Genomic DNA, 26838 nt, shown 5'->3' on the forward strand with positions numbered 1-26838 from the left:
GTGAAACGCGGCAGACCTTGAAGTCAGCGATGTGCTAATTCTTTACTTAAGGCCGAAGACTTGCTGAGCCTGGTCAGACTGCAACAAGTCGCGTGCCGAATGTCCGACACCCGGCAAAATCACGAGACGCCAATTGAAAGGCCACCCGTTAGCGGTCGCGACAGCTTGCGCCAGCTCAAAAGTGAACTGCCCCCGATCCAAACGCGTCTCTCCTTGGCGCATAGCAGCTGCGCTTTCGTTTAGATCGACATCGCCAGTGTCGTCTTCTCCAAGATAGATCGTTAGAGGCAAAGCCAGATAGGCCTTCAACTCCTGAGAGGCTTGATCCGGCGTATAGACGCAACCCGAGGAGAGACATCCCAGCCCGTAGGCTGCCGCCTCTGCTAGCGAGGGCAATACGTAGGTCGACGGATTGGCTACGACCACTCTCTTGGCATCCGACAAGGCAAATGCTGCAACACGCGACATGAATTGACCTCCCGCCGAGTGCCCAAAAAGGTAATACTGCGCAGTCGGCAGCCCCTCTCGGGCCCTCGCCCAGTTTACCAAGCCCTTCACGTACCAGACAGTCCACCTGTCCCGAGGTTGAATTGTGCCCGAGTTGACAATGCCTCCCCGCTGATAGCTCCAGCCTGGGAACCTTTCCAGGTCGAAAAGCGGCGCCATAACGATCAGGCAATTTCGATCCGCAAGAGGCTGCGCGTAGTCTCGGTAGGATTCGGCCGTTCGGCTTAGTCCATGGAACACGAACAGGATCGATGGATTGGCACAGTTCTTCGGATGATAGGTGTATACTGTCAACTTTATGCCGTTAATAGTTGCTGAGGTCGTACCTTTGCCGACCTTCCAGGCAAGTACTTGGCCTGAATACGTCAGACTACAGCCTAAGATGACTGCCCCTAACAGACGGATTAGAAATCGCACCTGTCGCTCCCATGGACGATCCCGCAGGGATGACATATCCCATTAGCGGCAGCTAAACAAATCAAAACCGGCTGAGCAGTAAAGAGTTCGTTTCTCCACGTCTGGTCCTCGCAATGTTCGCAAGCGACGCCTCCGCGGCACCTCAGCGTCCTGCGTGACAGGGTATCGGCTCCTTGTTTTGTCGGCACGTATCGCTCGCGCCGCCATTGCGATCGAGGAACCCAGTGCAAATCCGCGTACGGCATACGCATGAGCTTCGGAGCCTCACGCCAGTGCAGGGATGGCCAATCTAAGGCATCTGTCTTGAATGGCTACGACAACATCGGCGAGTCCAGGCGACAACGCCAGCAACCGATCGATTGTCGCGCGACCGGCTGCTCCTCCCATTATCTTTGGTTGGTAGTCGAGGCGCGGATCTCTGTTTTGAACGTAAACTGGATAAATATCTAAACGGATCTGCTTCGCACCAAAGTGGAAGCAAGGCAGAATGGACTCCCCTTTGCTGTTTCCGGACCCAAATGCAAAATTGCCGACACTGTATAATATCGGCCGACCATTATAAATCTCGATCGGCTGAAGGATGTGGGGATGATGGCCGATGACTGCGTCCGCACCCAGGTCGATAAATAGCCGTGCTTTCATGCGGTCTTGCTCGGTAGGTTGGCGCTGGTATGGCAAACCCCAATGTACCATCACGGCGATCCGATCGACCAGTGGACGAAGTTGGGCCAGATCACGCTCGACGAATTCGGGCACATCTTGTGCGGAGCCTGGAAGTTCGCCACGAGCCGCTGTTCGACGGTTCCAGTAATATCCGAGAAGTCCGATGCGGATATCTGCGCCATCAAAAATCGCCGGGTGGTAAGCAGAGCTCTGGTTCCTACCACCACCGTACGGTTGGATATACTGTCGCTCTAACGTGGCTAGCGTCTCAACCACGCCACCCCGACCGCAGTCTTGAATGTGGTTATTCGCGACAGTCATGGCAGCGAAGCCTGCACGACGTAAGACAGAGGCTGACTTGGGGTCCACTTTGTATGAGTAGTTCCGAGTGGTACCTGCTTTCTCAGAGATGGTGGAGAACGGCCCCTCAAGGTTTCCCGTTATCAAAGCGCAGCGTCTAAAGATCGGCCTGACCCAGGCGAAGGCATAGTCTGGGCCAAACCTGCGGATACGATGACGCATCCGCATCCCGGTCATCACATCTCCGACCGCCGCCAAATGGTACGGAGCGCTGGCGGACGAAGAGAGGAACTGTTCAAGTTGGTCCGGGTCGATGAGATCGATGTCATCCGGAATTATGACCTCTGAAAACTTCTCGCGAATTTTTACAACATGGCGCCGGACTTCTTCCGATTCACCGAGGCGGTAAAGGGGTGGCTGAACGGAGGGTGCCAACAATGTCTCAACCGCTGAAGAACTAAAGCCGATCCCACGCTTCTCAAAAACGCTTCGGATCAGTGTTTCGTAACGGCTGCTGAATCTCATTCGGTCTGCATGAAGCAAACACGAGGCAAAGCTCTTCGGAAGTGACCTGAGGGCGCGCGTTCGAATTCCGGAAGGAGCATACGGGCTATCAGAAAGTCGTCCCAGCGCCAAAAGGGCAGCTACAACTAACGAAATACAAGTAAGTTCGTCTCCCGGAAAAGCCTTGTGTAGGTCCCACATTGTCGCCGCTATGACTTGCGCGACCAGCGCCTCCGGCGGTGGCATCTCGGCGTCGTCCATACGCGAATCATTGGCAAGAGTATCCGATGGTACGAACTCGGCATCATGACGGAGGTGCCAACACCATACGTAGGGAGTCGACAGCATCGCGGCCGCAAAGTATGCGCTCAAGGCGTACTCAAGGGGACCAGGCCTACTGAAACTGGCGCGCGGTGCATGCAGCCTGTCAGCTTGGATGTCAGCGGTATGGCGCACCACGTGAAACCCGAATGCCTGATATATGAAACTGGCATTGTGCGAGGGGTCGCACAGATAAGCACCGCCTGAAATTCGTGGAAGCCACCCTTCCGCTGTGACTGCACGCCCCGGGCCGAACAGCAATTCCCCACAGAGGGGGATCGAAAAATCATCGAGATTTTCGATTCTTGCTGGATATCGGTATTTGGTCCCTTTGACCGGCACCAACCTAAGCAGATCCCCGTTAACTCCCCCTTGTTTCGGCTGGTGCGCATTAACGATCGCTCTCACCTTCGGCAACGGGCCCTCGCCGAGTGAACGCAGCACTTCGTTCACTCGATGAGCTATCAAGGAGACGTGGTAGTAGACGTTGACCTGGCCGAAGCGTGCCGCGGCCTCACAACCTTCCTGTTCACCAAGAATTCCGCCGCCGAAAGGTTTGAAAACATAGTTACCGTGCTTGTCGGGCAGTGCTTCGCCCATCTCACCCGTGGGCCAGTGAACATCCGTGGCTGGATGACCGATTACGTCCACGTACCGCCCACGCAGCCCTTGCCTCCCCGTGTTTTGGCAAAGATAAGGCAGTTCGACCTCGGTTGAATGCACCCGGCCACCAGTAAAATCTGAATCGCAACGCTCCCAGACGTAAACAGATCCAGTCGCCATCTTTTTTCCCCAAAGCTACTGCTTCTTCTGCGAACGCTGAGACGCAAGAATTCACAAGTCTTGCGCTCCGCAATCCTGCGAACCTTTCGCCGACGGGTGCTGAAATTGATCGAAAGGACATGCCGTCGGTTGCCCTGAGGCCAACTCTCTACAGGGCGTGGAGATTGTCCTTCAACATGCTCTGAGGCCGCATTTCGCTCCATGGTGGGAAGCTGGATCCGAGTCTGCAGCCCAGCTTCCGGCAGCGTTTTGGCCCCAATTCGCCTGCCCCTGATGGGGGCTACACAAATCAATCTCCTGACGAGGCACATCTATCCGATGCTTGCGACCGGCTTTTTCTTCTCTCCGCTTATTCGAGCTGCCTTACTGAGGCCGCCTGCTGAACCGCTATTCTCACCCGATCCAGCGAGCTCTTGCCGAGCACTCTCCAATGCCGTCGCCGCAGATCCCTCCTTAATCACCTTAAGTTCTTCCGCGACCATATTTGATTTTATGAGACGCCACTTGTCGAGGGAGGCGGCGCGCACGAAGCCGTATGCCGATGGCATACGGACCATCAGCCAGCCTAGTTTCAACAATTCCTCCGTGAAGCCTCTCACGAACGCCGCCCCGCCGACACGCCGTCCAGTCAGGCGCCTGAATGTCTTGTACGACATTCTTGCACGGGTTCGCGGCTGTCCCGCTTTGTTTGTGGTGCGTTTCAAAGTCAAAGCAACGAGTGTCGCCGCATCACTTAGCGAAACACTCGGTGTTGCAGTCGGCGAAACAGTGTTCATAACCTTACTCTCCTTAGCTTGAGCAGAATCGATAAACTCATCACTGCTATCGAACGTCGTTCGTCTCGGGCCGAACTGAAGGAAACGGGGCCACTTCATCGAACCAGCCATCCTTTTTTGCCAAATACGACATTGCCATTGCGTGCATGGCAGACCTTATTTGCTGTGGCCGCGACTGAGACATAGATGCGAGGGGTTCCGCGGCTAGCTCACCAGATCTCGACAAAAGCGCCATTTTGGCACCCGATCCGTCAGTGCTCCATCTCAAAGTTAGAACCAAACCACCACTCTGTAGGTGCCGACGTAGGTCGGTATCAGTATCAGGCTCGGAACTGACCAATATTAGCCGTGTGGTCGGCAAGGTCGACAGCGCACGGCGGGGCCATTCATCTTCGCTGTTGACAATGAAATAGCCCTGGTTTCCGCACTGCAACACTCGCTGAGCGAGATCTTCAAGAACTGTACCATTGTCTGCATCCGTTCGAGTCATCGAGACCGCACGGCAAGCACCCAGACAAAGACCGCTCGCCCAAAGTCTGTCCGGAGAGGCTGCATAAACCAGGGCTTCCAGGAACGGGTCTCTGGCCAGCATTTGCGGGGTTGTCCGCCGCCCAAATTCCTGGGGTACAGTGTTGATGTAAGCGCCTCTTTTCGACAAGAGACCAACTCTTCGCCCTTCCGCCTGGAACCGATGATCGATTGCTGTCGCCACCGCACCAGTGTGTCGATCGCCGATGACGAGTACGGTGGCAATTTCCGAAGAGCCCGGCTCATTGTACATATTGGCCAGGATTATCTCACTCACATCTCTCGAGATCCCCGCTCGCGGCCAAAGATGAAACTCGATCCCCGGCCGTGCATTTACCTCGATGACAGTACACCCGACCTCTTTGTATGATCTTGCAATATCGGGCATGATGAGATCTATCCCGGCAATGTTAAGGCCGATGACTCTCACGATGCGCTCGCACAGTTGCCTGTTATCTGGATGAACGGAGTTTGTAACATCGACCGGGACGCCTCCACGGGCGAGGTGGCCGGTAGGTCGGAGAACCAAAGGCTGCCCGGAAATTGGGACGGACTCCAGCGTAAGACGACGCAAGGCTAGGTGCCGTAGCAGCTCATCGTCAATCTCTACAGGAGAAAGACGTCTCCCGTCTCTGTCGGGTTCTCGGTTCAAATCATGAATCAGGTCAACTATCGTTTTTTCACCGTCGCCAACGACTTGGGGGGGGCAACACATGACCGCCGCCACGAGATGATAGTCAACGACTGTCGCTCGAAATTCCGGGCCGGCGATGAACTGCTCAACCAGGACGCCAAACCGCTCTGACTGAGTGACGTCGTGCGCTATATCGAATGCAGCCTCAACTGCACGGCGTCCCCGCAGTTTAACCGAGACTCCCCGCCCCTGATTTCCCTGAACCGGTTTGACCACGACGGTCTTACCCAGCTGTTTGGCGGCAGCGACGGCCTCAGGTTTGGTGCGAACGGTAATCTGACGGGGTACTGGGATCCCCGCTTGCGCCAAAAGTCTGTTGCCCAGCCTTTTGTCCAAGGCCACCTTCGCCGACGCAAACGATGTAGAACCCGATATCGTCGAGAACAGCTGCTTCTGGTGCTTGCCTTGGCCAAGGCGAAGGTGGTTACGGGCAATGAATTCGAACGGGATGTGATTTCTCTTAGCTGCAGCTACAAGCACAGCGGTCGAATTTGAAAGACGTCGCCTCTTCGCCCTTTCCAGGTTTAGCTCCCGAGTCTGAGCGTATTTCGCTGCCCCGTCCTCGCCTCGCGCCGCCTCACCAATCGCGTCAACGACAGCCGAAGCAGCCGCGCGCGACATCTGCGGGTCATCCGACTCCCAAACGATTGCAAGATGGCTTTCGGACGGATCGCCTATTAGCGACGCCGTCGGCGAAAACGAATAGAAATTCATCGCGCGGCGAAGCTCAAGATCAGCGGACAGGATTGCGTCGGCAATGTAGCGAGGGACCAAAGCGTTTTGTGCACAACCGGGAAACATTTCGGACAGCGCTGAGCGAGCCAGCGCAGTAAAATCGGAGATGCAAGAAACCGCTAGCCGCCCGATATTCAGGGTTAATTTGACCACAGTGTTCGTGCTATGCACATTAAGTCCCGATAGCACCTTAAAACTGACAATCTCAATTTGTCCCAACTCTTCAGATAGGCTGACCATAACCCCACTTTTGACCCCGGATGTTCACGCTCCGCCTGCTTTTCGACCGTCTCCCACAATACAGACTTCCTGACCACGCTTCCGCTGCAGCCACTTCAAATGCATCTCGAAACGGGTACCGCATCGATGGGCATGAGCGGCTTCGGCAAGACCCGATGTGAAGGGGCGAAGATGTGGCGCATTCCACCACATTTAAGCACGCTTTATATCTGATCCCCCACGTTCAGCCTAAACGCTACGGCCGCAGCATCCGGAAGTCGCGTTCTTATTCTCTTGAAAGACCAGTGGATTTCCCGCCGGCCTGATCCGGACAATGCAGCTGGATGGTATGTGGCCTCGCGGGGAGATGTCGTCATGCATTCGAATGGCAGAGATCCAGACATTATAGTGTTAATAGCCGTTAAAAGTCGTCAGCTTGGGTATGTATTTTGGGCATCTAATGCTATTTATCTAATCATATTTATCCAATCATATTGGTTATTGGATAATCGATTGCAAACGGAGAGGAGTATAGAAAAGGGCTTAATCTTATACATATAACAGAAAAGACTTCTAAATGCCATCCAAATGTAAGTTGGGGAGTTCATGTCCGTTTCAAGAATTAAGCGCGGGCGCCTGAAGAGAGCTAAACGAGCATTCGCCACCCGCCGGGTCGCCGCATCTCACATGCGCACACTCGTTACCGGATCTATACAGCCCGTCGCTGGCGATCTTGTTTTGGCGCGCGTTGATGAACTCGGCAATCACAGCAGACTGGAGCTCATCTGCGGGCGAAAGGCGATCATGTTTCGCGGAGATGAGATAATCCTCTGTTATGGAAACAGGTACGCTCCTGACCAGTTCGAGGCGGTAATAGGCCCCGATCTGGGGCCGTGCGACTTGGTAGCGGGGGGCGGCATCGCGGCATGTGAGCTTTCCAGGCATGCTCGCATGCTGGCGCCAACCAAGATCACCCCGCTCGGCCTGATTGGCGACAAGTTCGGCCGCCGGCTAAACGTGTGGGATTACAAGGTCAGCTCAGACGATTTACCCCCTTCTCTGCCGATTGTTCTGTCGCTTGGGACGTCAATGAACGCCGGCAAGACATTGACGGCAACGTCATTGGTCCGAGGGTTCAAAAAGGCGGGACTGAAGGTCGCGGCACTGAAAATTACAGGAACTGGCTCGGGTGGCGACACCTGGATTGTGCGGGATGCCGGAGCCGACATCGTTCTTGATTTCACAGATGCCGGATTTGCAACGACGTATTTAGCCCCGGTAGAGTTGATTGAGAAGGGTGCTTTCCGCCTACTGAACCATGCCGCTGAAAATGGATGTGACGTCGCTGTTATTGAGATTGCCGATGGGCTGCAGCAGAAGGAAACTTCCGAGCTAATTCTGGCTGAATCTTTTCGGAGCATGGCTCTTGGCGCGATTTTCGCTTCCTATGACGCGATGGGAGCAAAGTATGGAGTTGATACCCTCCGCGCTGCTGGCCACAAGGTACTTGCAATTAGTGGCAGGATCGGCCGATCGCCGCTCGGTGTGAGGGAGGCTGAAGAAGCCACTGGCCTGCATGTCTATTCCCCATGGGAGCTCCAGGATGGGGCACTCAGCCCCGTTCTAAAGGCTCGCGCTTCTGAAAAACTGGCTAACGGACAGGGCAATAATCCATATCTACGGCGTATTGCTGATTCCCCAAATCCAATGACGGCACTCGACCAAGGTCGAGCCTACTCTTCCCAGCTGCGAATTGATTTTTTAGGGAAGCTCGCGCACGAACTGATTCTGGCAGAGTTGGGAGAAACACCTGGCCCGGGAAGGCCTGCCAGTGACAGCAGGGCGACATGGCCCAGTCCCTTTGGGAGCGTCTCGGTCACCTTACCCGAGTTGCTATCGCAAAGCTCGAACCCCGCATTTATGTCGATCCAGGCGCCCGCTGAGTTGATTGAAGCGGCAGTGCTGGCAAAAACCCGTGGAGCCCTCAAGTCATCTCTGGGCAGCCTGGTCCAAGCCCTCGGGTGCCCTCCCCTGTCCGCCACCCAAATGTACAACCTCGTGAGCGGAGCTTGGTCGATGTTCGAGGCAGTTGATCACGATGAACGCCTTTGGGCAGCAAATCGGCTTCAGCCAAATGTTCTTGCGGGACCTGCTTTGAGCCCTCATGACGATTTGGAGGGGATGATCATGAATTTCTCGGGAATTTTCAACGAGGACCCCGACCAGCATGCCCCGCTTGGGCGGGCGTGAAAAGACGGTGTCCTTGCTGAGAACACGAGGTAGGCGGCGGTACAGCGCCCCCCTCAGCGAAATGTGGCGAAGGTCGATACCTGGCCTTGCTGCGGTTGTGGGTTTTGGTGTCTGTATCAATGCGCTCCGATTTGCTGGGCCGCTTTATTTTATACAAATATTCGACCGGGTCATTTCCAGCCGCAGCGTGGAAACCCTCGTTATTCTGACCTTGGCCGCCTTGCTCGCTCTGGTAACCGGCGTCGTGCTGGAAGCCATTCGTCGTCGTATGCTTTCCCGCTGGAGCGTTTGGATCGAGCACCACTTGACCAGCCAGTCCGTGAAAGCCGGATTGACGGCAGGCGTCCCCAATCCGCCGCTTCTGACCAGCATCGAGAAAGTCTCCAGCTTTGTTGAGCGAGGGCTAGCTGCTTGGCTGGACGTGGTCTGGGCTCCCGTTTTCCTGTTATGTGTATACGTGATCCATCCTGTTCTCGGCCTGATCGCGTTGGCAGGCATGGCTTTGCTGACAGGTATGAGCCTGCTCAAAGAAAAGATCACACAAGAGCCCCGCCAAGCTGAACGTGAAGCTGCCAAGCAGGCGAAAGAGGTATTGATCTCAGCGGAAAGGCACAAAGACGTAGTCGGCGCCTTCGCAATGGCCGACGCGATCGCCGGTCGCTGGGGTAGGAACAGAGTAGATGGCTTTTTGCAACGGGAGCGGCTTAATGCCAGAGGATCGAGCCTTGATGCAGCGATCCGGGCGCTGAACCGTTGCGTTTACATAGTTCTATTGGCATCGGGCATCTGGCTGTTCCTGAACGATTCGGCGTCCCTCGGAGGCGTATTTGCAGCCCGGCTCATTGCCAGATTTGCTTACAGAATGGTGGAAAAGGCAGTTCGGGAGCTCAGAAGCCTCAGGGAAGCGCGGGAGGGATACTCTCAGATCAAGGCGGAGCTTGCCAAACCGTTGGACGTAGAGCCGTCTCTGCTTCCTGGAACGCCGCAAGGCTCGTTAGTTCTCGATCAAGTTACATTCAGGCATGCTGGATCGCGAGCAGACGTATTTAGGAAACTGTCGCTTTCTCTGGCTCCTGGGGAATTGCTGCTGGTCATAGGACGTGCAGCCACCGGCAAGACGACGCTTTCTCGTCTTCTCATTGGTTTGCTCAAGCCCCGCACCGGTCAGATCCGCTTGGGAGACATGGACATAACCAGGCTTCCGGATAATGTTAGAGTTGGAGGCATCGGCTATTTACCTCAGCACGTTGAACTTTTTGACGGAACCGTCGCGGAAAATATTGCACGTTTTCAACAAAGTTCTATCGATGACGTGGTTTCCGCAGCAAAAATAGCCGGAATACACGAAGTTATCATTCGTCTGGGCCAGGGTTATGACACTTTGCTTAACGACTCGGTCGGCCTGTCCGGGAGTGAACGGAAGCGAGTAGCCCTTGCCCGCGCGCTCTTTCGCGCGCCGAGACTTATTGTCTTGGACGAGCCATTCGCCAATTTGGACGCTGCCTCGAAGAAGACCCTCGAGTCGGCGGTTAGGCTTATGAAGGATGCGGGAAGCTCGGTAATTGTCACCATATCCGGACAGACCAACCGTCTTGCCGGATTAGTTGATAGGTCGCTGATCCTAGGAAGTCGATCGCCCGAGATCACCGGAGGTTCCGTTCGTCCCGTTGCTTTCGGGAAAACTGAATTGCGGAGCGTTAAGTGATAGCTTCGCTCGCCCTTGGCACCAAACACCCCGGTACCCAGCGAGCCGAAGATCCGCCGCCGTTTGGTAGGCGTTTAGTGATCTCTGGTTTCGCGATTGTCGCTGCCTTCTCGACCCTGACCGGCATGTGGCTTGTCGCGGCACCTATCCAGGGTGCGGTCTTGGCCACCGGGGTGGTGAATGTCGCGTCAAACGTAAAGACAGTTCAGCACCTCGAAGGCGGCATCATATCAGAGATATTGGCTCAAGAAGGAGATCGCGTGTCGCCAGGCCAGGTGTTGATACGATTGCAAAACACCGCTTCGGCGGCTGCTGCAAATGAAATCAAGGCGCAGTGGTACGAGGCGAAGGCTACGGAAGCGCGCTTGGTCGCGGAAAGAGATGGAAAGGACTCGATCGAAATTCCGGCTGAATTGAAAGCGTCCGGCAAATTGGCAGCGGATGCTGTTTCCGGGCAGGAGAGTGTCTTTCGGACACGTCAAAACCTCTTCAGAGAGCAGCTCTCCCTGCTGCAGCAAGCAACCGGAAGCATGGCGAAGGAGATAGAGGGTTTTGAAGGGCAAGTGGTAGCGGCTACCCGGAAGCTCGAGCTGATCGAGGAGCAATTAGGTGATGTGCGCAGCCTGTACGAAAGGAAGTTGGTAGTCAGGACGCGCCTTGTAGATTTGGAAAGAGAAAAGGCGGACGTGGGAGGTGCCCTAAGCGGGTATGTAGCGTCGATCGGCGCGACCCAGCAAAAGATGGAGGAGACGAAATTCAAGATTGCCGAACTTAGCGCCTCGACGACGGCCGATATCGTCGAGACACTAGGAGAAACCCGCGCCAAAATATACGAATACGAGCAGCGAATGGCCGCTGCTGATGACGTGGCGACGCGTACCGAGATACGTGCTCCTATCGGAGGCACCATAGTGGGACTTAAGGTCCACACGAACGGAGGGGTCGTAACGGCGGGAGAGCCGCTGATGGACATCGTCCCTCAGGAGGATAGCTTCGTTGTTGTGGCAAACGTTGACCCCCTCGACGTCGATCAGGTGAAAGTGGGGCTGCACGCGACGGTGTGGCTTAGCGCTGTGAACAGACGTTACCAGCAACCGATGAGTGGTGACGTTCGCACTCTTTCAGCTGACCGGCTAATTGACCCTCGGACCGGTCAGGCTTTTTATTCAGTCCGAATTGTTCTGAGGCCGGAGTCTTTGAAGCCTGGAGCATTGCAAGCTGGAATGGGCACACAGGTCATGATCGAAACTGGAGCGAGGTCAGCATGGGAGTATCTCAGCGCGCCGGTCTATGCCGCTATGGGACGTGCTCTTCGTGAATAAAGAGAACGAGCAATAGACAAAGACTTTTACGCTCCCGTTCAAGTATAATTGGGGCGAGTATCGAGTATTATGTCTTCTTCCAGATTCGCGGCCACCAGTCGACGCGTCGCCGCCGCTCGGCCCTGTCGACGCCGCGCATGCGCAGGCCGAACTCGACATTCTCGCGCACGGTGAGGAATGGAAACAGCGCCAAGCTCTGCCAGGCCATCGGCGTATCCCGCTGCCAGGTGACGGCTTTCGTCGATCAGCACGGCCATTGAACACCAAGTGTCTGGATCGCTGCCATTCGAATGCACGACGACATCGCTCTCGACAGCCACATATCATCCAACTGAAACGCAATTTGTATTTCATTTCTTTGATTAAGGTCATCTCAATAAGGGTGGAAACCATGGCCAGCAACGCCAAACTCGCTGAATCAGCTCGCGAAACGCCAAAGCTTAACATGAAACCGATCGAGGAGATTGACAGCAAGCAAATCTCCACGGCAATCCGACAAAATCGGCCGTTTGTTGTTCGAGGCTGGGTTGCAGCCTCCGACGGTTGGGGATTGGATGACCCCAAATGGGCGCGGCATACCGGGCAGGTTACGGTGGTTCCAGGGGACGAGACCACGGTTTCCACTGCATCCTATGTCTTACGCAAGAGCGGGATGACACACGAGATGACCTTCCGTGAGTTGTTCGAGCGGATCCTAGGCCAGGGGGAATGGCAACCACTGATCGATGCAAACGAGCGCTACTACATGTTTGGCGGGAAAGTCCCGAGCAGTCTTCTGGAGGCATTGCCTTGGCCAAGCGACCTGGAGTTCGTTGGCTCGTCTCCCTATGTTGCTTCCGAAGGGGTTACCGCCAAGGCGCATTATGATCATTGGTACGCATTCCTGGTGCAGCTACACGGGACAAAAGCCGTAAAAATGTTCCCCCCTTGGGATTATAGTTTCATCTATCCGCAGCATGAAAAGACGGCCGACAAGCCCAGGCGGGCGCTTGTGGATTTGAATAATCCCGATTTTGACCAGTTCCCGTTGTTGAATCAACTGCATGGAGAGATTGCCGTACTGAATGCAGGTGACGTTTTGTATATGCCGGTCGATTGGTGGCATGAGGTTGAAACCGAGGGATTCTCTGTCAGCATCAACCGGCGTTTGAGACGGAGTGCGCTGGACTGGGCCGGCGCTCTGCTTGTATTCGGCTATCAGGTCCTGCAAGGCGCATACCGTTACGGCATCGAACCGATCCCCACCGACGAAATTAAGACTCTGGCCCAGCATGCCTATGTTGAGTGGAAGAGCGACACCGGCAAAACCGAATACGATCAATGGTGCGCATTCCTGGCGCAGTTGGGGCGGGACCAAGCAAAGGCGTTGCGGATCCCCGAAGATCTCGGAGTCCTCATGGCGCGGTGGTTTCAGACCGAGCAACACCTAACGAAGGCAGAGTTTGAGGCGCTCTCGCATCCCGCGGTTGGACTACCTGTTCGGCAGTGACCTGCAGCCCGGATTTCTGACCGTTCTGAGCTGGAATTTTCCACTGAGTTGAAGTTTTCGGAGGTGCAGATCGCCTTCATCCTGCGACAAGCTGAGGAGGGGACGGCGGTTACGCGATGGTTTGGCTGAACGCTGTGAGCAGACGTTACCAGCAAGCGATGAGCGGCGATATTCGCACTCTTTCAGCTGACCAACTGATTGATCCTCGGACCGGTCAAGCTTTCTATTCAGTTCGAATTGTTCTGAGACCGGAGTCTTTGAAAGCAGTGCCCGTGGCATTGCAAGCTGGAATGCACGCAGGTCATGATCGAAACTGGAGCGAGGTCTGCATGGGAGTATCTCAGCGCTCCTGTCTACGCCGCTATGGGTCGCGCCCTTCGTGGATAAAGAGACGGGCAAAAGGAATTTGGAGCTCAAGTTAAAGTATAATTTGGGCGAATATAATGTCTTATTCCAGAATTCGCGGGACCAGAAGAGAGCTAAACTTGAATTCTCCGGGTCGCGGCATTTCACATGCGCACACTTGTCACCGGACCCATACAGCCCGTCTCTGGCGATCTTGTTTTGGCGCGCGGAAACACCGCTTACGATTTTCCTTGCTATTGTGCTTCATATGGCGCGCCGGCAAGCGGACTCTGCTCACCGGCAGCAACGCAGCTTGAATTGGCAGCTCGACGAGTGTGGGGAAAGGCGGTAGCGCTCTACCGACTCGACCCCCCGAGCACGTTTGATGCCGCTAATCCTTGCCGCTCATCAGCTCAGAAAATAGGCGCCTGCTGGGAAGGACGGGCCAGGCGCGAAGCCTCGTTTGATTCCCTCGCGACCGCCCAGCTTCGAGCATCCGACGTGAGACTGCTTCCTGTTGCTGTCGCAGGTGATCGCTCAGCAGCTTGTTGCGCGTGATGTAGCCTGCGTTAACCCCCGGGATCGAGTGGTTCATCAGAAGATGGACGTCCAACTCCGCAACGCCTGCAGCCTGGGCGATTGTCCGGAAAGTCTGCCGCAGGTCATTCCCCCATTTCGACAGATCGCTGCATTTCTCTTGTGCTCGATGACGTGACCGCGTTCGCTCTCTGCTGGGAATAGCCAGTCACGCGATTGCTCGGGGTAGAGAGTCCTACCGATGCGCATCACTCGAACCAGGCAGCGGACGCAGACCAGGACCATGGAGTGCAGTCACCTGGCCAATGTTTCGGCTTGAGAAGCAGGGACGGAAGCCGCACCGAGCTTCGTATAAGCCGAAGGAACGCCGCGTTGACTAGCCGATAACCCACTAAAACCGTGGATTTATTGAAACGCACGAGCATATTACGGGTCGGGCGCGCAGTGGTTGAAAATGCTTGCGTCGCGCTATGTTATTTGGATGCTGCGCCGTTTCTTTCTCTGTCGTTCGTGGCGCTGGCATGCTCTGATCCCTCAAAAAGGGTGTGTCATTAGTTTTCAGTTTTTGAGACCGGCGGTGGGCCTATCGTTTGTCCGCTTGCCGAACAGGGAGGAAGACAATGGACGGAGAATCGCATTCCAAATCAAGGCGAAGCTTTCTGAAGTTGAGCGGACTTGTCGCCGGGCTGACGGCGACGGCGGTTACCGCTCCCTGGGTTCGAAGGGCAGGAGCCGCTGACACAATCATCTGGAAAATTCAAACCTCGTGGCCGGCTGGCGTCGGACTTGAAACTTTCCAGAGCTGGTGTGGGACCATCAAGGAAAAGACCGGAGGCCAACTCGAATTTCAGCCGTTCAAGGCAAAGGACATCGTTGGTGACTTCGAACTCCTCGACGGGGTGAAGAACGGCGTTCTGGAAGCGATGAACTCGTTTTCACTTTACTGGGCCGGTAAGCTTCCCGCTGCGGCGTTCCTCTCCTCTTACACGATGGGGCTACGCTATCCGCACGAATGGGACATCTTTTTCTATTCGAAAGGTGGTCTGCAGGCCGCGCGCGACCTTTATGCGAAACAAGGTCTTTACTACGTCAACCGCATTCATCACGGCCCGAACATCATCCACTCAAAGACACCGATCCGCTCGATCGAGGATTTCAGAGACCTGAAGCTGCGCGTACCTGGCGGCATGATCGCCGAGACATTCGCAAAAGCCGGCGCCAAGACGACGCTGCTGCCGGGCGGCGAGGTGTTCTCCGCGCTGGAGAAAGGCACGATCGATGCAGCCGACTACACTGGGCCGGCGGTAAACTGGGCGCTCGGGTTCCAGCAGGTGACCAAGTACATTTCCATGGGCCCAGCCGGTCTGATGTCCGTATACCAGCCCGTCGACCTGATGGACTTTGCCGTCAACATGAATGTCTGGAACCAACTCCCGGACAACCTCAAGAAGTTCGTGGAAGACGAAATCCAAGTCTATTCCAATGTCCATTTCGGGGCCATCCAGAAGGCCGACATGGAGGCCTGGCAGAAATTCCTGGATGCCGGCATTGAAATCAATCGGCTTGGATCGGAGGACCTCCAGAAGTTCCAGGAAATCGCGGTGCCAATCTGGTTCGAGTGGGCCAACAAGGATAAGGACGCGGCGCGCATCTTCAAACTGCAGCTTGAGGTGATGGAGAACCCGACCGTCGGTTACGTGACGCCGGACATGTATCAGGGATTGTCGATCAACCTCTGAGGCTCTCCGCGCCCGTCCTGTCCGGGCGGGCGCACTCTCCTGCAAGAGGCAGTCGCCGATGCCCTCACTCACATTTGTGCTGCCGCACTGGCTATACTGGTCAAGCCTCGTGCTTTTCCCGCTCGTTGCGGTCTTCCTTGTCCATCGCGAGCGGGCACAGCGCGATGCCGGCCGTCCAAATCTCTTTCTTGCTTACCTGTTCCTGGTCACTGCAGGCTTCCTCGGCATGCACCGGTTTTATCTGAAGAGCAGGTGGGGATTCATTTTTATCCCGCTGTTCATTGCAGTGCTTTGGACGAGCGCCCAGGTACGCGACGGACGTGAGGCAGTGTCGCTCGCGCGATCCCAGAGCGAACACGCCGAAAGGCTGTTGCCGCGTGCCAAGGCAGATGTCGCAGCCAGCAAAGAAGGCGCTGCCGATCGCCTGGCGAAAGCTGAGGCAGACGCCACGGTGGCGCGCGATAATCTGAGCGCCGCCGCCCATGGGCTCGAGCGCGCCAACAGCATCGGCCGAATTGCCGGACTTCTGCTTGGTCTCGCTCTCGCAGGCGACGCCCTTCTAATACCCGGTCTTGTGCGGCGCGCCCGCACCCGTGAGATCGAGCGCGCCGCGGCCGACCATCCGCTCGTAGTCGATGTGCCAGCCACGCCCGTCAAGCAACCGCTCGCGTTGTTCGAGCCGGTCGACTGGCTGGTACGCGTGACGGGCGAGTTCGTCGCGTATTGGTCGGTTCTCGCAGTGGTGGCGTACTACTACGAAGTGGTGGCCCGTTTTGTTTTCAACTCACCGACCAACTGGGTACATGAAAGCATGTTTCTTATGTTCGGCATCCAGTACATGCTGGCAGGCGCCTATGCCTACCGTGACGAAACGCATGTCAGGGTAGACATCGTCTACAGCCATCTCTCCGAACGCGGTCGTGCTGTCTGCGACATCATCACCTCGGCCTTCTTCTTCTTGTTCACCGGCACCATGCTGGTCACAGGATGGCGATTTGCGAGCGATGCCACGGCGGTTGGCGAACGCTCATTCACCGAATGGGGCATCCAATACTGGCCGGTAAAGCTCGCGATCCCCATCGGGGCAGCGCTCCTGTTGCTTCAGGGCCTATCCCGGCTGATGCGAGACATCGCCACTGCATTTGGAAGGATCGGCTGAGCGATGGGCCTCGAGCTTCCGATCCTGTGGCTCAGCATATTGATGTTCGGGGGTCTGGGCGTACTTTTGCTGCTCGGATTACCGATGGCCTTTTGCACCGGCAGCCTTGCCGTGCTTTTCCTCTTTCTGTTCGGCAATTCGGCCATGCTGAACATGCTGCCGTCTCGGGTCTTCCCGTTCATGACGGATTATCAGCTCTCGGCGGTGCCGCTTTTCATCTTCATGGCCGCGATTCTCGAGAAGGCGGGCATCATCGAGGAGCTGTTCGATGTCGTCTACAAATGGCTGGGCGGACTCAAAGGCGGGCTCGCATCGGCCACGGTGATCTCCTGCACGCTGCTGGCCGCGATGGTCGGTGTCGTCGGGGCGACGGAAGTGACGATGGGCATGATCGCGCTCCCGGCCATGCTGCGCCGCAACTACGACGCCAAGCTCGCCTGCGGCTCGCTTCTTGCTGGCGGGACCCTTGGCATTCTCATACCCCCTTCCGTCATGGCGATCGTCTATGCCGTCGTGGCGCAGCAGTCGCTGGGCGAGCTTTTGATCGGGTCGGTATTTCCCGGGCTGCTGCTGTCCGGGATGTATGTCGCCTACGTGACGGCGCGCTGTTACATCGACCCCAAACTCGGCCCGGCGTTGCCGCCGAACGAGCGCATTGACTTCGCCCAAAAACTCAAGCTTTTGCGCCGGACGTTCATGCCGATACTGCTGATCCTGCTTGTGCTCGGGGTCATCTTCATGGGCATTGCCACGCCGGTCGAAGCCGCCGGCATCGGTACGTTCGGGGCTTTCATCGTCTGCGCCGCACATCGGCGCCTGACCTGGGACACGATCCGGGAGGCCTGTGTCGCGACGCTCAAGGCCACGGCGATGGTCATGTGGATATTCTTCGGCGCCACCATGTTCGTCGGTTTCTTTATCCTGAAAGGTGGGCAGAACTTCGTAGCCGAATCGATACTCGGAACAGGCTTGGCGCCTTACGGCGTTCTTGTTCTGATGATGATCATTCTGTTCGTCCTGGGCATGTTTCTGGACTGGGTGGGCATTCTCCTTCTCACCGTACCGATATTTCTGCCCATCCTAAAGCCACTCGAATTCGGCGGCACGTTTGGGCTAGCCGGTGTGGCTCCTGAAGACGTGCCACTGTGGTATGGTGTCATTTTCATGGTCAACATGCAGATGGCGTTCCTTAGCCCGCCTTTCGGCTATTCGCTGTTCTATCTGAAGAGCGTTGCGCCGCCGGAGATCTCGATGGCGACGATCTTTCGATCCGCAGTCCCCTTCTTGTGCCTGCAGGCGATCGGAGTGGGACTGTGCATCGTGTTCCCCTCAATCGTCGTCTGGCTCCCGAAGGTCATGTACGGAGGCAATTGACCACATTTGCGGCTTGCCGACACCGAGGATCAGTCGAATTTGATAGCTTTTCGCTTGAACGGCGTCACCTTTTTGCCTTCCTTTGCACGTCGTCATGAGATCGCTTCTTGAAACAATCCTGGCTGCGAATGCGGGTGTATCGCACTCGACCAGTCTTGGTTATCTCGCCTACGCCGCCCCGGGAATGCCGCCCCATCTGTCCTTGCCGAGATGGCCAAGGAACCCGCCGCCGATCAGATCGTTTCGCGATAGATCAACCGGACGAGGAGAGACATGCTCGAAATTCTGCATGCTCACAATCGCGGGACACCGAACACGGGCCGGCTCTGCCAGTTCGGGGCTTGGCGCGATGCTGCGTGACGATGCTGCGTGACGTCGATTATGTCCTGCAAAAACTCGACTGGATGCGCGCCGAAGGCATCTGGCCCAACGGCTTGCGTTATCTCTGGACCGATGCCTTTGGGGTCGTGCTCTACGTCTCGCTTTATATGGAACTTGGCGAAGAGCGCTGGCTGGACGAAGCCGAGCGGCTGGTGGCCGATGTCGAGCGTGTGCTCGACCGCCGGCGCGGACTGAGGATCGGCAAAGCGGCCGATCGCGACGGCCAGTATTTCCACTATCTGGCGATGTGGCTGTTCGCCCTGGCGCGCCTCGGCGATCTGAAGCCGGAATACCGCAAGCGCGGCATTGCGCTGGCGCGCGGCATTCACCCGGCATTTGTGGTCCCCGGCCGCGGCGTGATCTGGAAGATGCAGGAGGATTTGAGCAGCCCATATCCCGGCTACCGTCTCGGCAGCATGGATGCCTATGACGGCGACGTGGCGAAGCGGTTTGCCGAACTGGAAAAATGGGCGAGAAAGAACCTTTCGGTCGGCGACGTCGTGGGGCGCTGGTGCAATGAGGATTATGATACGGCCGACAGGATTCCATATGCCGGCGAGCCCGATCCAAAAATGGGCTCGAGCGCGACCCGGCGATCGTAATCATTGCCGCGATCATGCGCGGCGCCGACCCTCCCGCCACGAAGCCAGCAGCCGCATGACAAATTGGGGGGCAGATCACAAGGAGAAATCCCATGCATGCAAAACTCGTGACCGGAGCAATGCTGATCGCGATGTCGGCGCTGCTCCAACCGGCATCGGCGGCACCCGATTGGCAAACAATCGCTAAGGCGCTCGGCAAATCCGGAACCGAGACGCCTGATGGCGTCTACCGGGTCGGGCTGCCGCGAACGGACCTGAAGGTTTCGCTCGACGGCGTGGCCCTGAAACCCGGATTTGCGCTTGGAGGCTGGATCGCGTTCGAACCCATGGGAGATCAGGCAATGGTTATGGGCGACATCGTTCTGACGCAGGACGAGGTGAACCCGGTCATGAAGAAGCTTGAAGAAAGCGGGATCGAGATCACTGCGGTACACAACCACTTGCTGCGCGCGGAGCCGATGACACTCTACATGCACGTCTTCGGCCAAGGCGACCCGGTTACGCTCGCAACAGCGCTTCATGCCGGATTGGCGTTGAGCAAAACACCGATGGGAGGCGGCGCCCAGCCGCAAGCCGCTCCGCAGATCGACTTCGACACGGCCGGTGTCGACCAAACCATCGGTTATAAGGGTAAAGCCAATGGCGCGGTCTACCAGTTCACGATCCCGCGCGCTAAGCCGGTCGAGGAAAATGGAATGGAAGTGCCGGCGGCCATGGGCTCGGCAATAGCGATCAACTTCCAATCGACAGGTGGCGGCAAGGCGGCGATCACGGGTGATTTTGTGCTGACAGCAAAGGAGGTCAATCCGGTTATCAAAGCCATGCAGGACAACGGCATCGAGATCACCGCGTTGCATAGCCACATGCTCGATGAGCAGCCGCGGCTCTTCTTCATGCATTTCTGGGCGTACGACGATGCGCAGAAGCTGGCGAAAGGACTGCGCGCAGCCCTCGACAAGGTCGCCGTCAAAAAGAGCTAGATTGGGCGTCCGCGCGCGCGTCCAACGGCGGAGTTCGGCCGACTCGGAGCGATCGTCGGCCTTCTTCCCGCCTCGGGAATGGTTCTCTGGCACGGCGTCTCTCCGCCACCAGCATTGCGCCTGAGATCACCTTTCCATCGCACACGAGACTCAAGGGGCGGGCCGGGCTTTTGCGAACCGACGCGTTCGGAACGATCAAAGGTCCGCTTCGTTCTGATCGGATGGACTGGATTAGACTAGGCCTCCTGGCGTTGGCGGGGTTCCTCACCTGGACACTGAACACCCTCTCGGCCGGAGGCGGAGGTCTATTGCTGATCCCCGCCGTGACTTTCATCACAGGGAGCGCGGCGGTTGCGCCGGTCATCACCTTGACCGAGCTCATCGGCAATCCCATCCGCGCCCTGGCCTTCCGGCGCGACATCGATTGGAGCCTGGTCCGTTGGTACCTGCCCGGCGCCATCGCCGGTGCCGCGGCGGGCTCCTGGCTCTTCGCCAACAGTCGGGCGGAATGGCTCCAGATACTCATAGGGATCTATCTGATCAGTGCAGTCTGGGAATTTCGCGGCGGCGCGCGCGAGCGGAGCTACCGAGCCCGCCGCTGGTGGTTCCTCCCGGCCGGCCTGATCGTCGCGCTGTTGTCGGCGCTGATGGGCACGGTGGGACCCGTCCTGAATTCGCTCTATCTGAACTACGGTTCGGAGAAGGAGACGTTGGTCGCCACGAAATCGGTGAACTCGTTTGTGACCGATGTCGTCAAGATCGCGGTATTCACCGGACTTGGCGCGCTCGGTGGTCAGGCGGTCATGTACGGCGCAGCCGCGGGTTTGGGCGCTGCGCTTGCCAATCTGCTGGCCAAGCGCTGGCTCGAGCGCCTGAGTGGACGACAGTTCCGCGGCCTTGTGGTCGCGCTCATGGCTGTGAGTGGAGCGCTGATGATCTGGAACCAGCACAGCTTCGTTGTGCAGGCCTGGCGCGCGGCCCCAGGAATGTCTTAACAATGTCGATGTTGGCTGGAGCGCTGCGCCGTAGCTTGGTTGACCGGTCGCGCGACGCGCAGCAGCTGGCGAAAGGACTGCGCGCGGCCCCTTGACAAGGTCGCCGTCAAGAAAGGCTAGGCTTCCCGACCGCCTGTATCAGACGTGGCTCTTGGGCTGGCTCCTTCGAACCAGCCGACCTAACCAGCTCAGCTTCGAGAAGCTTCGTGAGATTAGATCACGCTCAGGGTCACCGCGGCAAGAACCAGATAGCGGCCCGACCTTGGCGGCCGTGACCAGCAAAAGGAAAACCCGAAAAGGCTCGCGCAGGACGCCCGCGACGACGGTTAGCGGATCACCGACGACCGGCAGCCAACTCAGCAGGAGCGACCACTTTCCGTAGCGGCGATACCACACTTGCGCGCGCTCCAGTTGCGCTTGGTTCATCGGAAACCACCGTTGGCTCCGGAAGCGCTCGATGCCTCGCCCGAGCAGCCAGTTGATCACCGATCCAAGTACGTTGCCGACGCTCGCGACGGCGATGATTGGCCAGGGCGAATAATCCGCAAGCAGCAGCCCGACCAGCACTGCTTCCGATTGCATCGGCAGGATCGTGGCGGCGAGCAAGGCCGCCAGGAACAGACCAGCACAGGCCGCGAGATCGGTCATTGAACCGCATATCCGCCAGTCGACCTAATGATGGTGACCTTCGGGTTCGACCATCTTGAACGGCAGCACCTGTTCGCGATCTTTCGCGGTCAGCACCAGACTTGCCTGGAACTCATGCGGCTCGGCCGGAGCCACCGTACTCTCAAGCCGATGATGGTTGTCGGCGACGGCTTCGAGGCGAAGCGTCTCCGGCCCGTTGGGCCGGTCGATGATCACCGTCGCTGTCAGATCGTCGGCATGCCGATCGATGGTCAGCCGCATCCGCTCGCCGGCCGCCGTGTCGACGATTTCCAACGTCCCTTCAGCCAGATCGCAGGCGACCTTGAAGGGCTTCGGCGCAGCGTCAGTTGCGATACCGGTCCGTGGCCAGCGCAGCGCATCATAATTCTGCTGTTCCTTCAGCCTGCAAAGTCTCCGCGAGAATCGTGAGGGTCGCGCCGGTGAAAGCGGCCAAGGAACCTGCCGCCGATCAGATCGTTTCGCGGTATCTGGCTAAGGCCAACCGGAGCGGAGGCAGATATGCCGCATGCCCGCAATCGCATGGAACCGAACATCGGCAAAGTCTGCCGTGGATTCGGGGCTTGGTGCAATGCTGCGTGACGTCGATTATGTCCTGCAAAAACTCGACTGGATGCGCGGCGAAGGCATCTGGCCCAACGGCTTGCGATATCTGTGGACCGATGCATTCGGGGTCGTGCTCTACGTCTCGCTTTATGCGGAGACTGGCGAAGAGCGCTGGCTGGGCGAAGCCGAGCGGCTGGTGGCCGATGTCGAGCGTGTGCTCGGCCGCCGGCGCGGACTGAGGATCGGCGAAGCGGCCGATCGCGACGGCCAGTATTTCCACTATCTGGCGATGTGGCTGTTCGCCCTGGCGCGTCTCGGCGATCTGAAGCCGGAATACCGCAAGCGCGGCATTACGCTGGCGCGGGACATTCACCCGGCGTTTGTGGTCCCCGGCCGCGGCGTGATCTGGAAGATGCAGGAGGATTTGAGCGGTCCTTACCCCGGCTACGGCCTCGGCAGCATGGATGCCTATGACGGCTACGTCTCTTACCGAATGCTCGACGACGAGGAACTGGCGCCCGAGATCGCGCAGATGCGTGACCTGATGGAGCGCGATTGGCGCAGCCTCGACATCGAGCAGGACCTCGGCCTCGGCATGATGCTGTGGCTCGCCCATTTCTTTCCCGACGAGCCGTGGGCCGAGGCCCAGACGAGGCGTTCGCTGCGAACCCTGGAAACGATGTGGGTCGACCCGCCCGGTTATTTCAGCCGGGCGCCATGGCTGCGCGATACCAAGTTCGCCTTCACCAATTACGGCGTTTCGCTCGGCCTGCAGGCCGCCGGTATCTGGCCGGGGCGTGTCGATAGGCTGAACGCCTTCTTCGAGGACTGGCGCTCCGGCGACGAATACGACCGCGAGGCGATCACCTGGGTGATGGCCTGCACCTCGCACCTTCCCGGTGCTTTTCTGACCCGGGTGGCGAGAGAACGATTGAAAGCGACGAACCTCGGGAACGTTCCTCTGCCGGCGCGGTTGTCGATGAAAGTGCATCGAAAAGCAAAAGCAAGGAACGCGGTTGAAATGGCCACTCTCTTGGGAAAACCGGGGAGCTGTTGGGTGGCGACGGCCACCTCCACGAACTATCCCCAGCTCGAAGGTTTGGTCCGTGCGGACGCCGTTGTCGTGGGGGCTGGAATCGTCGGGCTGACGACGGCGCTTCGGCTTTGCGAGACGGGCCGGTCGGTGATCGTCTTGGAAGGCTTGCGGACAGGTGGCCAGGTGACCGGCCGCTCGACGGCCAAGATCACCACGCAGCATGCGCTGATCTATCGTCATCTCATTGACAGCCTAGGCCGGGACCTGGCGCGGACCTATGCCGATGCGAATTCCGCCGGCGCCAAACAGATCCGCGATTGGGTTCGCGAGTACGCCATCGCCTGCAATCTCGAGAGCAAGGACGCCTATAGCTACACCTGCGATGAAAGCCGGCGCGCGGAGGTCGCGGCCGAGGCGGAGGCCGCGCGCCAGGTCGGGCTAGAGGCCGAGATCCTCGACCACGCGCCGCTGCCTTTCGAAACGGCCGCCGCGCTACGGTTTTCTGACCAGGCGCAGTTCAATCCGGCGATGTATCTGGTTGGCCTGGCGGAAGCGGTGACGGCCCGTGGCGGTCGGATCTTCGAAAACAGCCGCGCCACCTCGATCGACGAGGCAAGCCGCTGGCGCGTTGCCACCGATGGCGGCGCCGTTGATGCCGGGCATGTCGTCGTCGCCACCAACATGACGGTAAAAAGCCCCATCGGCATGGCGAACCGAACGCAGCCGCGCTGCCACACCGCCATGGCCTTTCGGATCGATGATCCCTTTGCTGTCGACGGCATGTTCATCGGCATCGACGACCCGACGCATTCCATTCGCACGGGCCGTGATGCCGAAGGTCCACTGCTGGTCGCGCTCGGCCCCAAATTCAATACCGGCTGGGATGGCGACGTGGCCAAGCGGTTCGTCGAACTGGAAAAATGGGCAAGAAAGAACCTTTCGGTCGGCGACGTCGCGTGGCGCTGGTGCAATGAGGATCATGATACGGCCGACAGGATTCCATATGCCGGCGAGCCCGATCCCGCCAAGGCCGCCGGCTTCCACATTGCCACGGGCTTCAACGCCTGGGGCATCACCAACGGGACGGCCGTGGGCGCGATGATCGCCGACCTGATCTGCGGCCGCCCGAGCCCATGGCAAAAACTCTACGATCCGGCCCGGCCCTATCCTGAGGACTTCCACAAGAACGGCCGCAGTCAATCGATCGTCTCGAGCACCCACGACATTGCGCCTGGCATGGGTGGCGTGATCGTCAGGGGAGACGAAAAGATTGCGGCGTGGAGAGACACCGAAGGCGCACTCCAGGCGGTTTCGGCGATTTGCACCCACAAGGGCTGCACCGTAACCTGGAACAATGCGGACCACACCTGGGATTGTCCCTGCCACGGCTCGATCTTCGCCGCCGACGGTTCAGTCATCCACGGCCCTGCCCGAAAACCGCTTGCCCAGATTACATTGTGAAGGCGGCGACCCACACGGCCCGCGTCACGCCGGCCGTTCGTAGGTTCCGACCAGCTCCGTCTCCTCCAATGCGTGTTTCTGGGCTTGCTTCCAGACCTGATGCACGCCCGCCTGTCCTGGTACGCTGAGGCTCGGCACATCGAGCGCGGCCAGCAGGAAGTGGTAATGGTGGACGCCGTGCCCTGCAGGCGGCTGCGGACCATCGTAATAGGCATTGCCGAAATCGTTGGTGCCTTGCCTGAGTGCCGACGGGCCGGGCTTGCCGTCTTCGGCCTCGGCTAGTCCCCCGGCATCCGGCGGGATGTTGAACACTGCCCAGTGCCCGAAAATCCCGCTTGGTGCATCGGGATCCCGCACGACAAGAACAAGGCTCTTGGTACCATCCGGGACACCGGACCACTTCAGCGGCGGCGAGACGTTCTGGCCGTCACGCGCATATTTTTCGGGAATTCTTCCGCCTGCCCGGAACGCCGGGCTGATAAGGGTGAGTGGCATTGCTATTTCCCCAAGGAGGTTGCGACCGAGAAGCCCGCGCCTGCGCCGTTCACGCCGCTTGCTGAGCTTCGGCGACGCGTCTTATCTCGCCCGGCAGGGATTCCCAGACCTTGTGCATCTGTCCTTCTCCGACGTGATGGGCGAGTACCTTGGACACGACCCTGAATGCATCCTTGGAATCGACCGGGCGGGTAAATTCCAGCTCCGCCTTGATCTTGGCCAGAAACTCGTCGAGCGACCGCATCTTCTCGGGAGCTTTGGAAGGCTGATATTGGTCATAGAAGGCGCCGCGCACCAGGATCGGCAGCTGCGAGCCGAGGTGGGCTGCAAGATCCGGCTGCATACGGTCGCGCAGGGCGTGCAGCACCGCTCCGAGAACGTGCCAGGCGACCTGCCGATCCGGTCCAATCTCGTCCATGATCTCGTCGAGCCAGATGTTCGTGGTCTGCAGTGTCTTGTCGAATACGTCGAGTCCGGTGGCATTCATCGAAATCCTCCTTCCGTTCAAATCCGACTAGGTGATGTGACCAAACAGCCGTACCTGCCCGTTGTTCCCCCATGCGCATGTCCTGATGCGCATTTATTGTCGGAGGTCCCGTCTGTTGTCGGAGGTCCCGTCATGAGGGAATTCGGGCCGGCTTTTTTGCCGCTGTTTTTCGACCACCTTTCTTGGCCGGCACCCGGAACATCCTCATGGGTGGACGAGTTTTGTTTGCCGTCGCCGATCACATGGCGACGAGTGATGCAGACACGAAAAAAAGGAGAAGAACCATGGCACATCACGATTTGGCGCCCCGGACGCCATCGCGCAGCCTCTACCCATCCGCGCGCGACCCGCTCACGTCATTCCACCGGCAGATTGACCGCCTGTTCGACGACTTCTTCGCGCCGATGGCCGAAGCGACTACGGCCGGCGATCTTTGGCCGAGCGTCGACGTACATGAAACAGACCAAGCCTATAAGGTCACCGCCGAATTGCCGGGGCTCGAGCAGAAGGACGTTGAGCTCAAGCTGCGCGAAAACACCCTCTTTATTACGGGCGAGAAGCGTTCGGAGCACAAGGAAGGCGAAGGCGGCCGCACCTACAGCGAACGCAGTTATGGCCGGTTTCAGCGGACCATCCCGCTGGAAGCGGAGATCGATGCCGACAAGGTGCAGGCCACTTTCAGGAACGGCATTTTGGCTGTCGAGCTTCCGAAGAACCCCGCTGCAAAGGACAAGACACGCCGCATAGAAGTGAAAGCGCGATAGTTGCCAAACTGAAGGCTGCCTGAGCAGGCGGCGTTCAGCCCAGATGGAGAAGAACGGC

Annotated in this window: 22 protein-coding genes and 1 pseudogene; 13 read left to right on the forward strand and 10 right to left on the reverse strand. The window is 58.0% G+C overall.

The window, feature by feature from the left end:
- Nucleotides 1-42: 42 nt before the first annotated feature.
- The 4 genes from NKJ23_RS01615 to NKJ23_RS01630 form a co-directional block, all read right to left on the reverse strand.
- The gene (locus NKJ23_RS01615) at nucleotides 43-468 is read right to left on the reverse strand and encodes a hypothetical protein (protein WP_352451186.1); all 426 of its coding nucleotides are present in this window, start codon (nucleotides 466-468) and stop codon (nucleotides 43-45) included.
- 720 nt (nucleotides 469-1188) lie between these two features.
- Nucleotides 1189-3495, reverse strand: a complete 2307-nt coding sequence (locus tag NKJ23_RS01620) for a CapA family protein (RefSeq protein WP_352677809.1) — start codon at nucleotides 3493-3495, stop codon at nucleotides 1189-1191.
- Between the two features lie 311 nt (nucleotides 3496-3806).
- Nucleotides 3807-4271 carry a hypothetical protein gene (locus tag NKJ23_RS01625; RefSeq protein WP_352677810.1) on the reverse strand — a complete coding sequence of 155 codons (465 nt, stop codon included), beginning with the start codon at nucleotides 4269-4271 and terminating at the stop codon, nucleotides 3807-3809.
- Between the two features lie 46 nt (nucleotides 4272-4317).
- Entirely contained in the window at nucleotides 4318-6468 is a 2151-nt protein-coding gene (locus NKJ23_RS01630) for an ATP-grasp domain-containing protein (protein WP_352621592.1), read from the reverse strand.
- Nucleotides 6469-7398: 930 nt separating this feature from the next.
- On the opposite strand from NKJ23_RS01630, the gene NKJ23_RS01635 reads away from it, so the two are divergent.
- The 3 genes from NKJ23_RS01635 to NKJ23_RS01645 all read left to right on the forward strand — a co-directional run bounded on the left by NKJ23_RS01635 (nucleotide 7399) and on the right by NKJ23_RS01645 (nucleotide 11724).
- Complete coding sequence (locus tag NKJ23_RS01635) at nucleotides 7399-8697, forward strand: hypothetical protein (protein WP_352574888.1); 1299 nt, start codon at nucleotides 7399-7401, stop codon at nucleotides 8695-8697.
- A gap of 97 nt (nucleotides 8698-8794) precedes the next feature.
- Nucleotides 8795-10402 (forward strand): ATP-binding cassette domain-containing protein, encoded by a 1608-nt coding sequence (locus tag NKJ23_RS01640; protein WP_352574886.1) that lies wholly within the window; start codon nucleotides 8795-8797, stop codon nucleotides 10400-10402.
- Nucleotides 10399-11724, forward strand: a complete 1326-nt coding sequence (locus tag NKJ23_RS01645; protein WP_352574884.1) for an HlyD family type I secretion periplasmic adaptor subunit — start codon at nucleotides 10399-10401, stop codon at nucleotides 11722-11724. The genes NKJ23_RS01640 and NKJ23_RS01645 overlap by 4 nt, the downstream gene beginning before the upstream one ends.
- A 67-nt stretch (nucleotides 11725-11791) precedes the next feature.
- Here the strand turns inward: NKJ23_RS01645 and NKJ23_RS01650 are convergent, their stop codons facing one another.
- Entirely contained in the window at nucleotides 11792-11932 is a 141-nt protein-coding gene (locus NKJ23_RS01650; RefSeq protein WP_352457634.1) for a hypothetical protein, read from the reverse strand.
- 183 nt (nucleotides 11933-12115) lie between these two features.
- Here NKJ23_RS01650 and NKJ23_RS01655 point away from each other — a divergent pair, with 183 nt between their 5' ends.
- The 5 genes from NKJ23_RS01655 (at nucleotide 12116) to NKJ23_RS01670 (ending at nucleotide 18367) form a co-directional block, all read left to right on the forward strand.
- Nucleotides 12116-13213 carry a cupin-like domain-containing protein gene (locus NKJ23_RS01655; protein WP_352574882.1) on the forward strand — a complete coding sequence of 366 codons (1098 nt, stop codon included), beginning with the start codon at nucleotides 12116-12118 and terminating at the stop codon, nucleotides 13211-13213.
- 116 nt (nucleotides 13214-13329) lie between these two features.
- A complete protein-coding gene (locus tag NKJ23_RS34620) occupies nucleotides 13330-13635 on the forward strand; it encodes a beta-barrel domain-containing protein (RefSeq protein ID WP_502902478.1) in 306 nt (101 codons plus the stop codon).
- Nucleotides 13636-14715: 1080 nt separating this feature from the next.
- Nucleotides 14716-15834, forward strand: a complete 1119-nt coding sequence (dctP, locus tag NKJ23_RS01660) for a TRAP transporter substrate-binding protein DctP (RefSeq protein ID WP_352574880.1) — start codon at nucleotides 14716-14718, stop codon at nucleotides 15832-15834.
- A 109-nt stretch (nucleotides 15835-15943) separates the two neighbouring features.
- Nucleotides 15944-16993, forward strand: coding sequence for a TRAP transporter small permease subunit (locus NKJ23_RS01665; protein WP_352574878.1), 1050 nt, complete (start codon nucleotides 15944-15946; stop codon nucleotides 16991-16993).
- Between the two features lie 3 nt (nucleotides 16994-16996).
- Nucleotides 16997-18367 carry a TRAP transporter large permease gene (locus NKJ23_RS01670; protein ID WP_352574876.1) on the forward strand — a complete coding sequence of 457 codons (1371 nt, stop codon included), beginning with the start codon at nucleotides 16997-16999 and terminating at the stop codon, nucleotides 18365-18367.
- 168 nt (nucleotides 18368-18535) lie between these two features.
- Here the strand turns inward: NKJ23_RS01670 and NKJ23_RS01675 are convergent, their stop codons facing one another.
- Entirely contained in the window at nucleotides 18536-18658 is a 123-nt protein-coding gene (locus NKJ23_RS01675; RefSeq protein WP_352574874.1) for a hypothetical protein, read from the reverse strand.
- 65 nt (nucleotides 18659-18723) lie between these two features.
- Between NKJ23_RS01675 and NKJ23_RS01680 the strand changes: the two genes are divergently transcribed.
- From NKJ23_RS01680 to NKJ23_RS01690, 3 genes are all read left to right on the forward strand, one after another.
- Nucleotides 18724-19350 carry a hypothetical protein gene (locus tag NKJ23_RS01680; RefSeq protein ID WP_352677814.1) on the forward strand — a complete coding sequence of 209 codons (627 nt, stop codon included), beginning with the start codon at nucleotides 18724-18726 and terminating at the stop codon, nucleotides 19348-19350.
- Nucleotides 19351-19469: 119 nt separating this feature from the next.
- A complete protein-coding gene (locus tag NKJ23_RS01685; RefSeq protein ID WP_352677816.1) occupies nucleotides 19470-20330 on the forward strand; it encodes a DUF1259 domain-containing protein in 861 nt (286 codons plus the stop codon).
- 221 nt (nucleotides 20331-20551) lie between these two features.
- Nucleotides 20552-21325 (forward strand): sulfite exporter TauE/SafE family protein, encoded by a 774-nt coding sequence (locus tag NKJ23_RS01690; protein WP_352677818.1) that lies wholly within the window; start codon nucleotides 20552-20554, stop codon nucleotides 21323-21325.
- A 212-nt stretch (nucleotides 21326-21537) separates the two neighbouring features.
- Here the strand turns inward: NKJ23_RS01690 and NKJ23_RS01695 are convergent.
- Together NKJ23_RS01695 and NKJ23_RS01700 are read right to left on the reverse strand one after the other, a co-directional pair.
- Nucleotides 21538-21973, reverse strand: a pseudogene (locus NKJ23_RS01695) (YqaA family protein).
- 24 nt (nucleotides 21974-21997) lie between these two features.
- Entirely contained in the window at nucleotides 21998-22267 is a 270-nt protein-coding gene (locus tag NKJ23_RS01700) for a hypothetical protein (RefSeq protein ID WP_352677820.1), read from the reverse strand.
- Nucleotides 22268-23558: 1291 nt separating this feature from the next.
- Here NKJ23_RS01700 and NKJ23_RS01705 point away from each other — a divergent pair.
- Entirely contained in the window at nucleotides 23559-25034 is a 1476-nt protein-coding gene (locus NKJ23_RS01705) for an FAD-dependent oxidoreductase (RefSeq protein WP_352574935.1), read from the forward strand.
- A 24-nt stretch (nucleotides 25035-25058) separates the two neighbouring features.
- On the opposite strand, the gene NKJ23_RS01710 is transcribed toward NKJ23_RS01705, so the two are convergent.
- Nucleotides 25059-25529, reverse strand: a complete 471-nt coding sequence (locus NKJ23_RS01710; RefSeq protein WP_352471470.1) for a YbhB/YbcL family Raf kinase inhibitor-like protein — start codon at nucleotides 25527-25529, stop codon at nucleotides 25059-25061.
- 49 nt (nucleotides 25530-25578) lie between these two features.
- Nucleotides 25579-26016, reverse strand: a complete 438-nt coding sequence (locus tag NKJ23_RS01715; protein WP_023677864.1) for a DUF2267 domain-containing protein — start codon at nucleotides 26014-26016, stop codon at nucleotides 25579-25581.
- A gap of 284 nt (nucleotides 26017-26300) precedes the next feature.
- On the opposite strand from NKJ23_RS01715, the gene NKJ23_RS01720 reads away from it, so the two are divergent.
- A complete protein-coding gene (locus NKJ23_RS01720; RefSeq protein WP_352471471.1) occupies nucleotides 26301-26780 on the forward strand; it encodes an Hsp20/alpha crystallin family protein in 480 nt (159 codons plus the stop codon).
- The last annotated feature ends 58 nt before the right edge of the window (nucleotides 26781-26838 follow it).

The organism is Mesorhizobium sp. M0184, from assembly GCF_040322215.1.
In the GTDB taxonomy this organism is placed as follows: domain Bacteria; phylum Pseudomonadota; class Alphaproteobacteria; order Rhizobiales; family Rhizobiaceae; genus Mesorhizobium.

What these genes read in the sequence shown, in the direction of transcription:
- NKJ23_RS34620 (WP_502902478.1), top strand. Translation starts at nt 13,330, where the DNA reads ATGGTTTGGCTGAACGCTGTGAGCAGACGTTACCAGCAAGCGATGAGC.
- NKJ23_RS01615 (WP_352451186.1), bottom strand. Translation starts at nt 468, where the DNA reads ATGTCGCGTGTTGCAGCATTTGCCTTGTCGGATGCCAAGAGAGTGGTC.
- NKJ23_RS01690 (WP_352677818.1), top strand. Translation starts at nt 20,552, where the DNA reads ATGGACTGGATTAGACTAGGCCTCCTGGCGTTGGCGGGGTTCCTCACC.
- NKJ23_RS01710 (WP_352471470.1), bottom strand. Translation starts at nt 25,529, where the DNA reads ATGCCACTCACCCTTATCAGCCCGGCGTTCCGGGCAGGCGGAAGAATT.
- NKJ23_RS01670 (WP_352574876.1), top strand. Translation starts at nt 16,997, where the DNA reads ATGGGCCTCGAGCTTCCGATCCTGTGGCTCAGCATATTGATGTTCGGG.
- NKJ23_RS01715 (WP_023677864.1), bottom strand. Translation starts at nt 26,016, where the DNA reads ATGAATGCCACCGGACTCGACGTATTCGACAAGACACTGCAGACCACG.
- NKJ23_RS01630 (WP_352621592.1), bottom strand. Translation starts at nt 6,468, where the DNA reads ATGGTCAGCCTATCTGAAGAGTTGGGACAAATTGAGATTGTCAGTTTT.
- NKJ23_RS01705 (WP_352574935.1), top strand. Translation starts at nt 23,559, where the DNA reads ATGGCCACTCTCTTGGGAAAACCGGGGAGCTGTTGGGTGGCGACGGCC.
- NKJ23_RS01625 (WP_352677810.1), bottom strand. Translation starts at nt 4,271, where the DNA reads ATGAACACTGTTTCGCCGACTGCAACACCGAGTGTTTCGCTAAGTGAT.
- NKJ23_RS01655 (WP_352574882.1), top strand. Translation starts at nt 12,116, where the DNA reads ATGGCCAGCAACGCCAAACTCGCTGAATCAGCTCGCGAAACGCCAAAG.
- NKJ23_RS01650 (WP_352457634.1), bottom strand. Translation starts at nt 11,932, where the DNA reads ATGGCCTGGCAGAGCTTGGCGCTGTTTCCATTCCTCACCGTGCGCGAG.
- NKJ23_RS01720 (WP_352471471.1), top strand. Translation starts at nt 26,301, where the DNA reads ATGGCACATCACGATTTGGCGCCCCGGACGCCATCGCGCAGCCTCTAC.
- dctP (WP_352574880.1), top strand. Translation starts at nt 14,716, where the DNA reads ATGGACGGAGAATCGCATTCCAAATCAAGGCGAAGCTTTCTGAAGTTG.
- NKJ23_RS01620 (WP_352677809.1), bottom strand. Translation starts at nt 3,495, where the DNA reads ATGGCGACTGGATCTGTTTACGTCTGGGAGCGTTGCGATTCAGATTTT.
- NKJ23_RS01675 (WP_352574874.1), bottom strand. Translation starts at nt 18,658, where the DNA reads ATGCAGAATTTCGAGCATGTCTCTCCTCGTCCGGTTGATCTATCGCGA.
- NKJ23_RS01635 (WP_352574888.1), top strand. Translation starts at nt 7,399, where the DNA reads ATGCTGGCGCCAACCAAGATCACCCCGCTCGGCCTGATTGGCGACAAG.
- NKJ23_RS01685 (WP_352677816.1), top strand. Translation starts at nt 19,470, where the DNA reads ATGCTGATCGCGATGTCGGCGCTGCTCCAACCGGCATCGGCGGCACCC.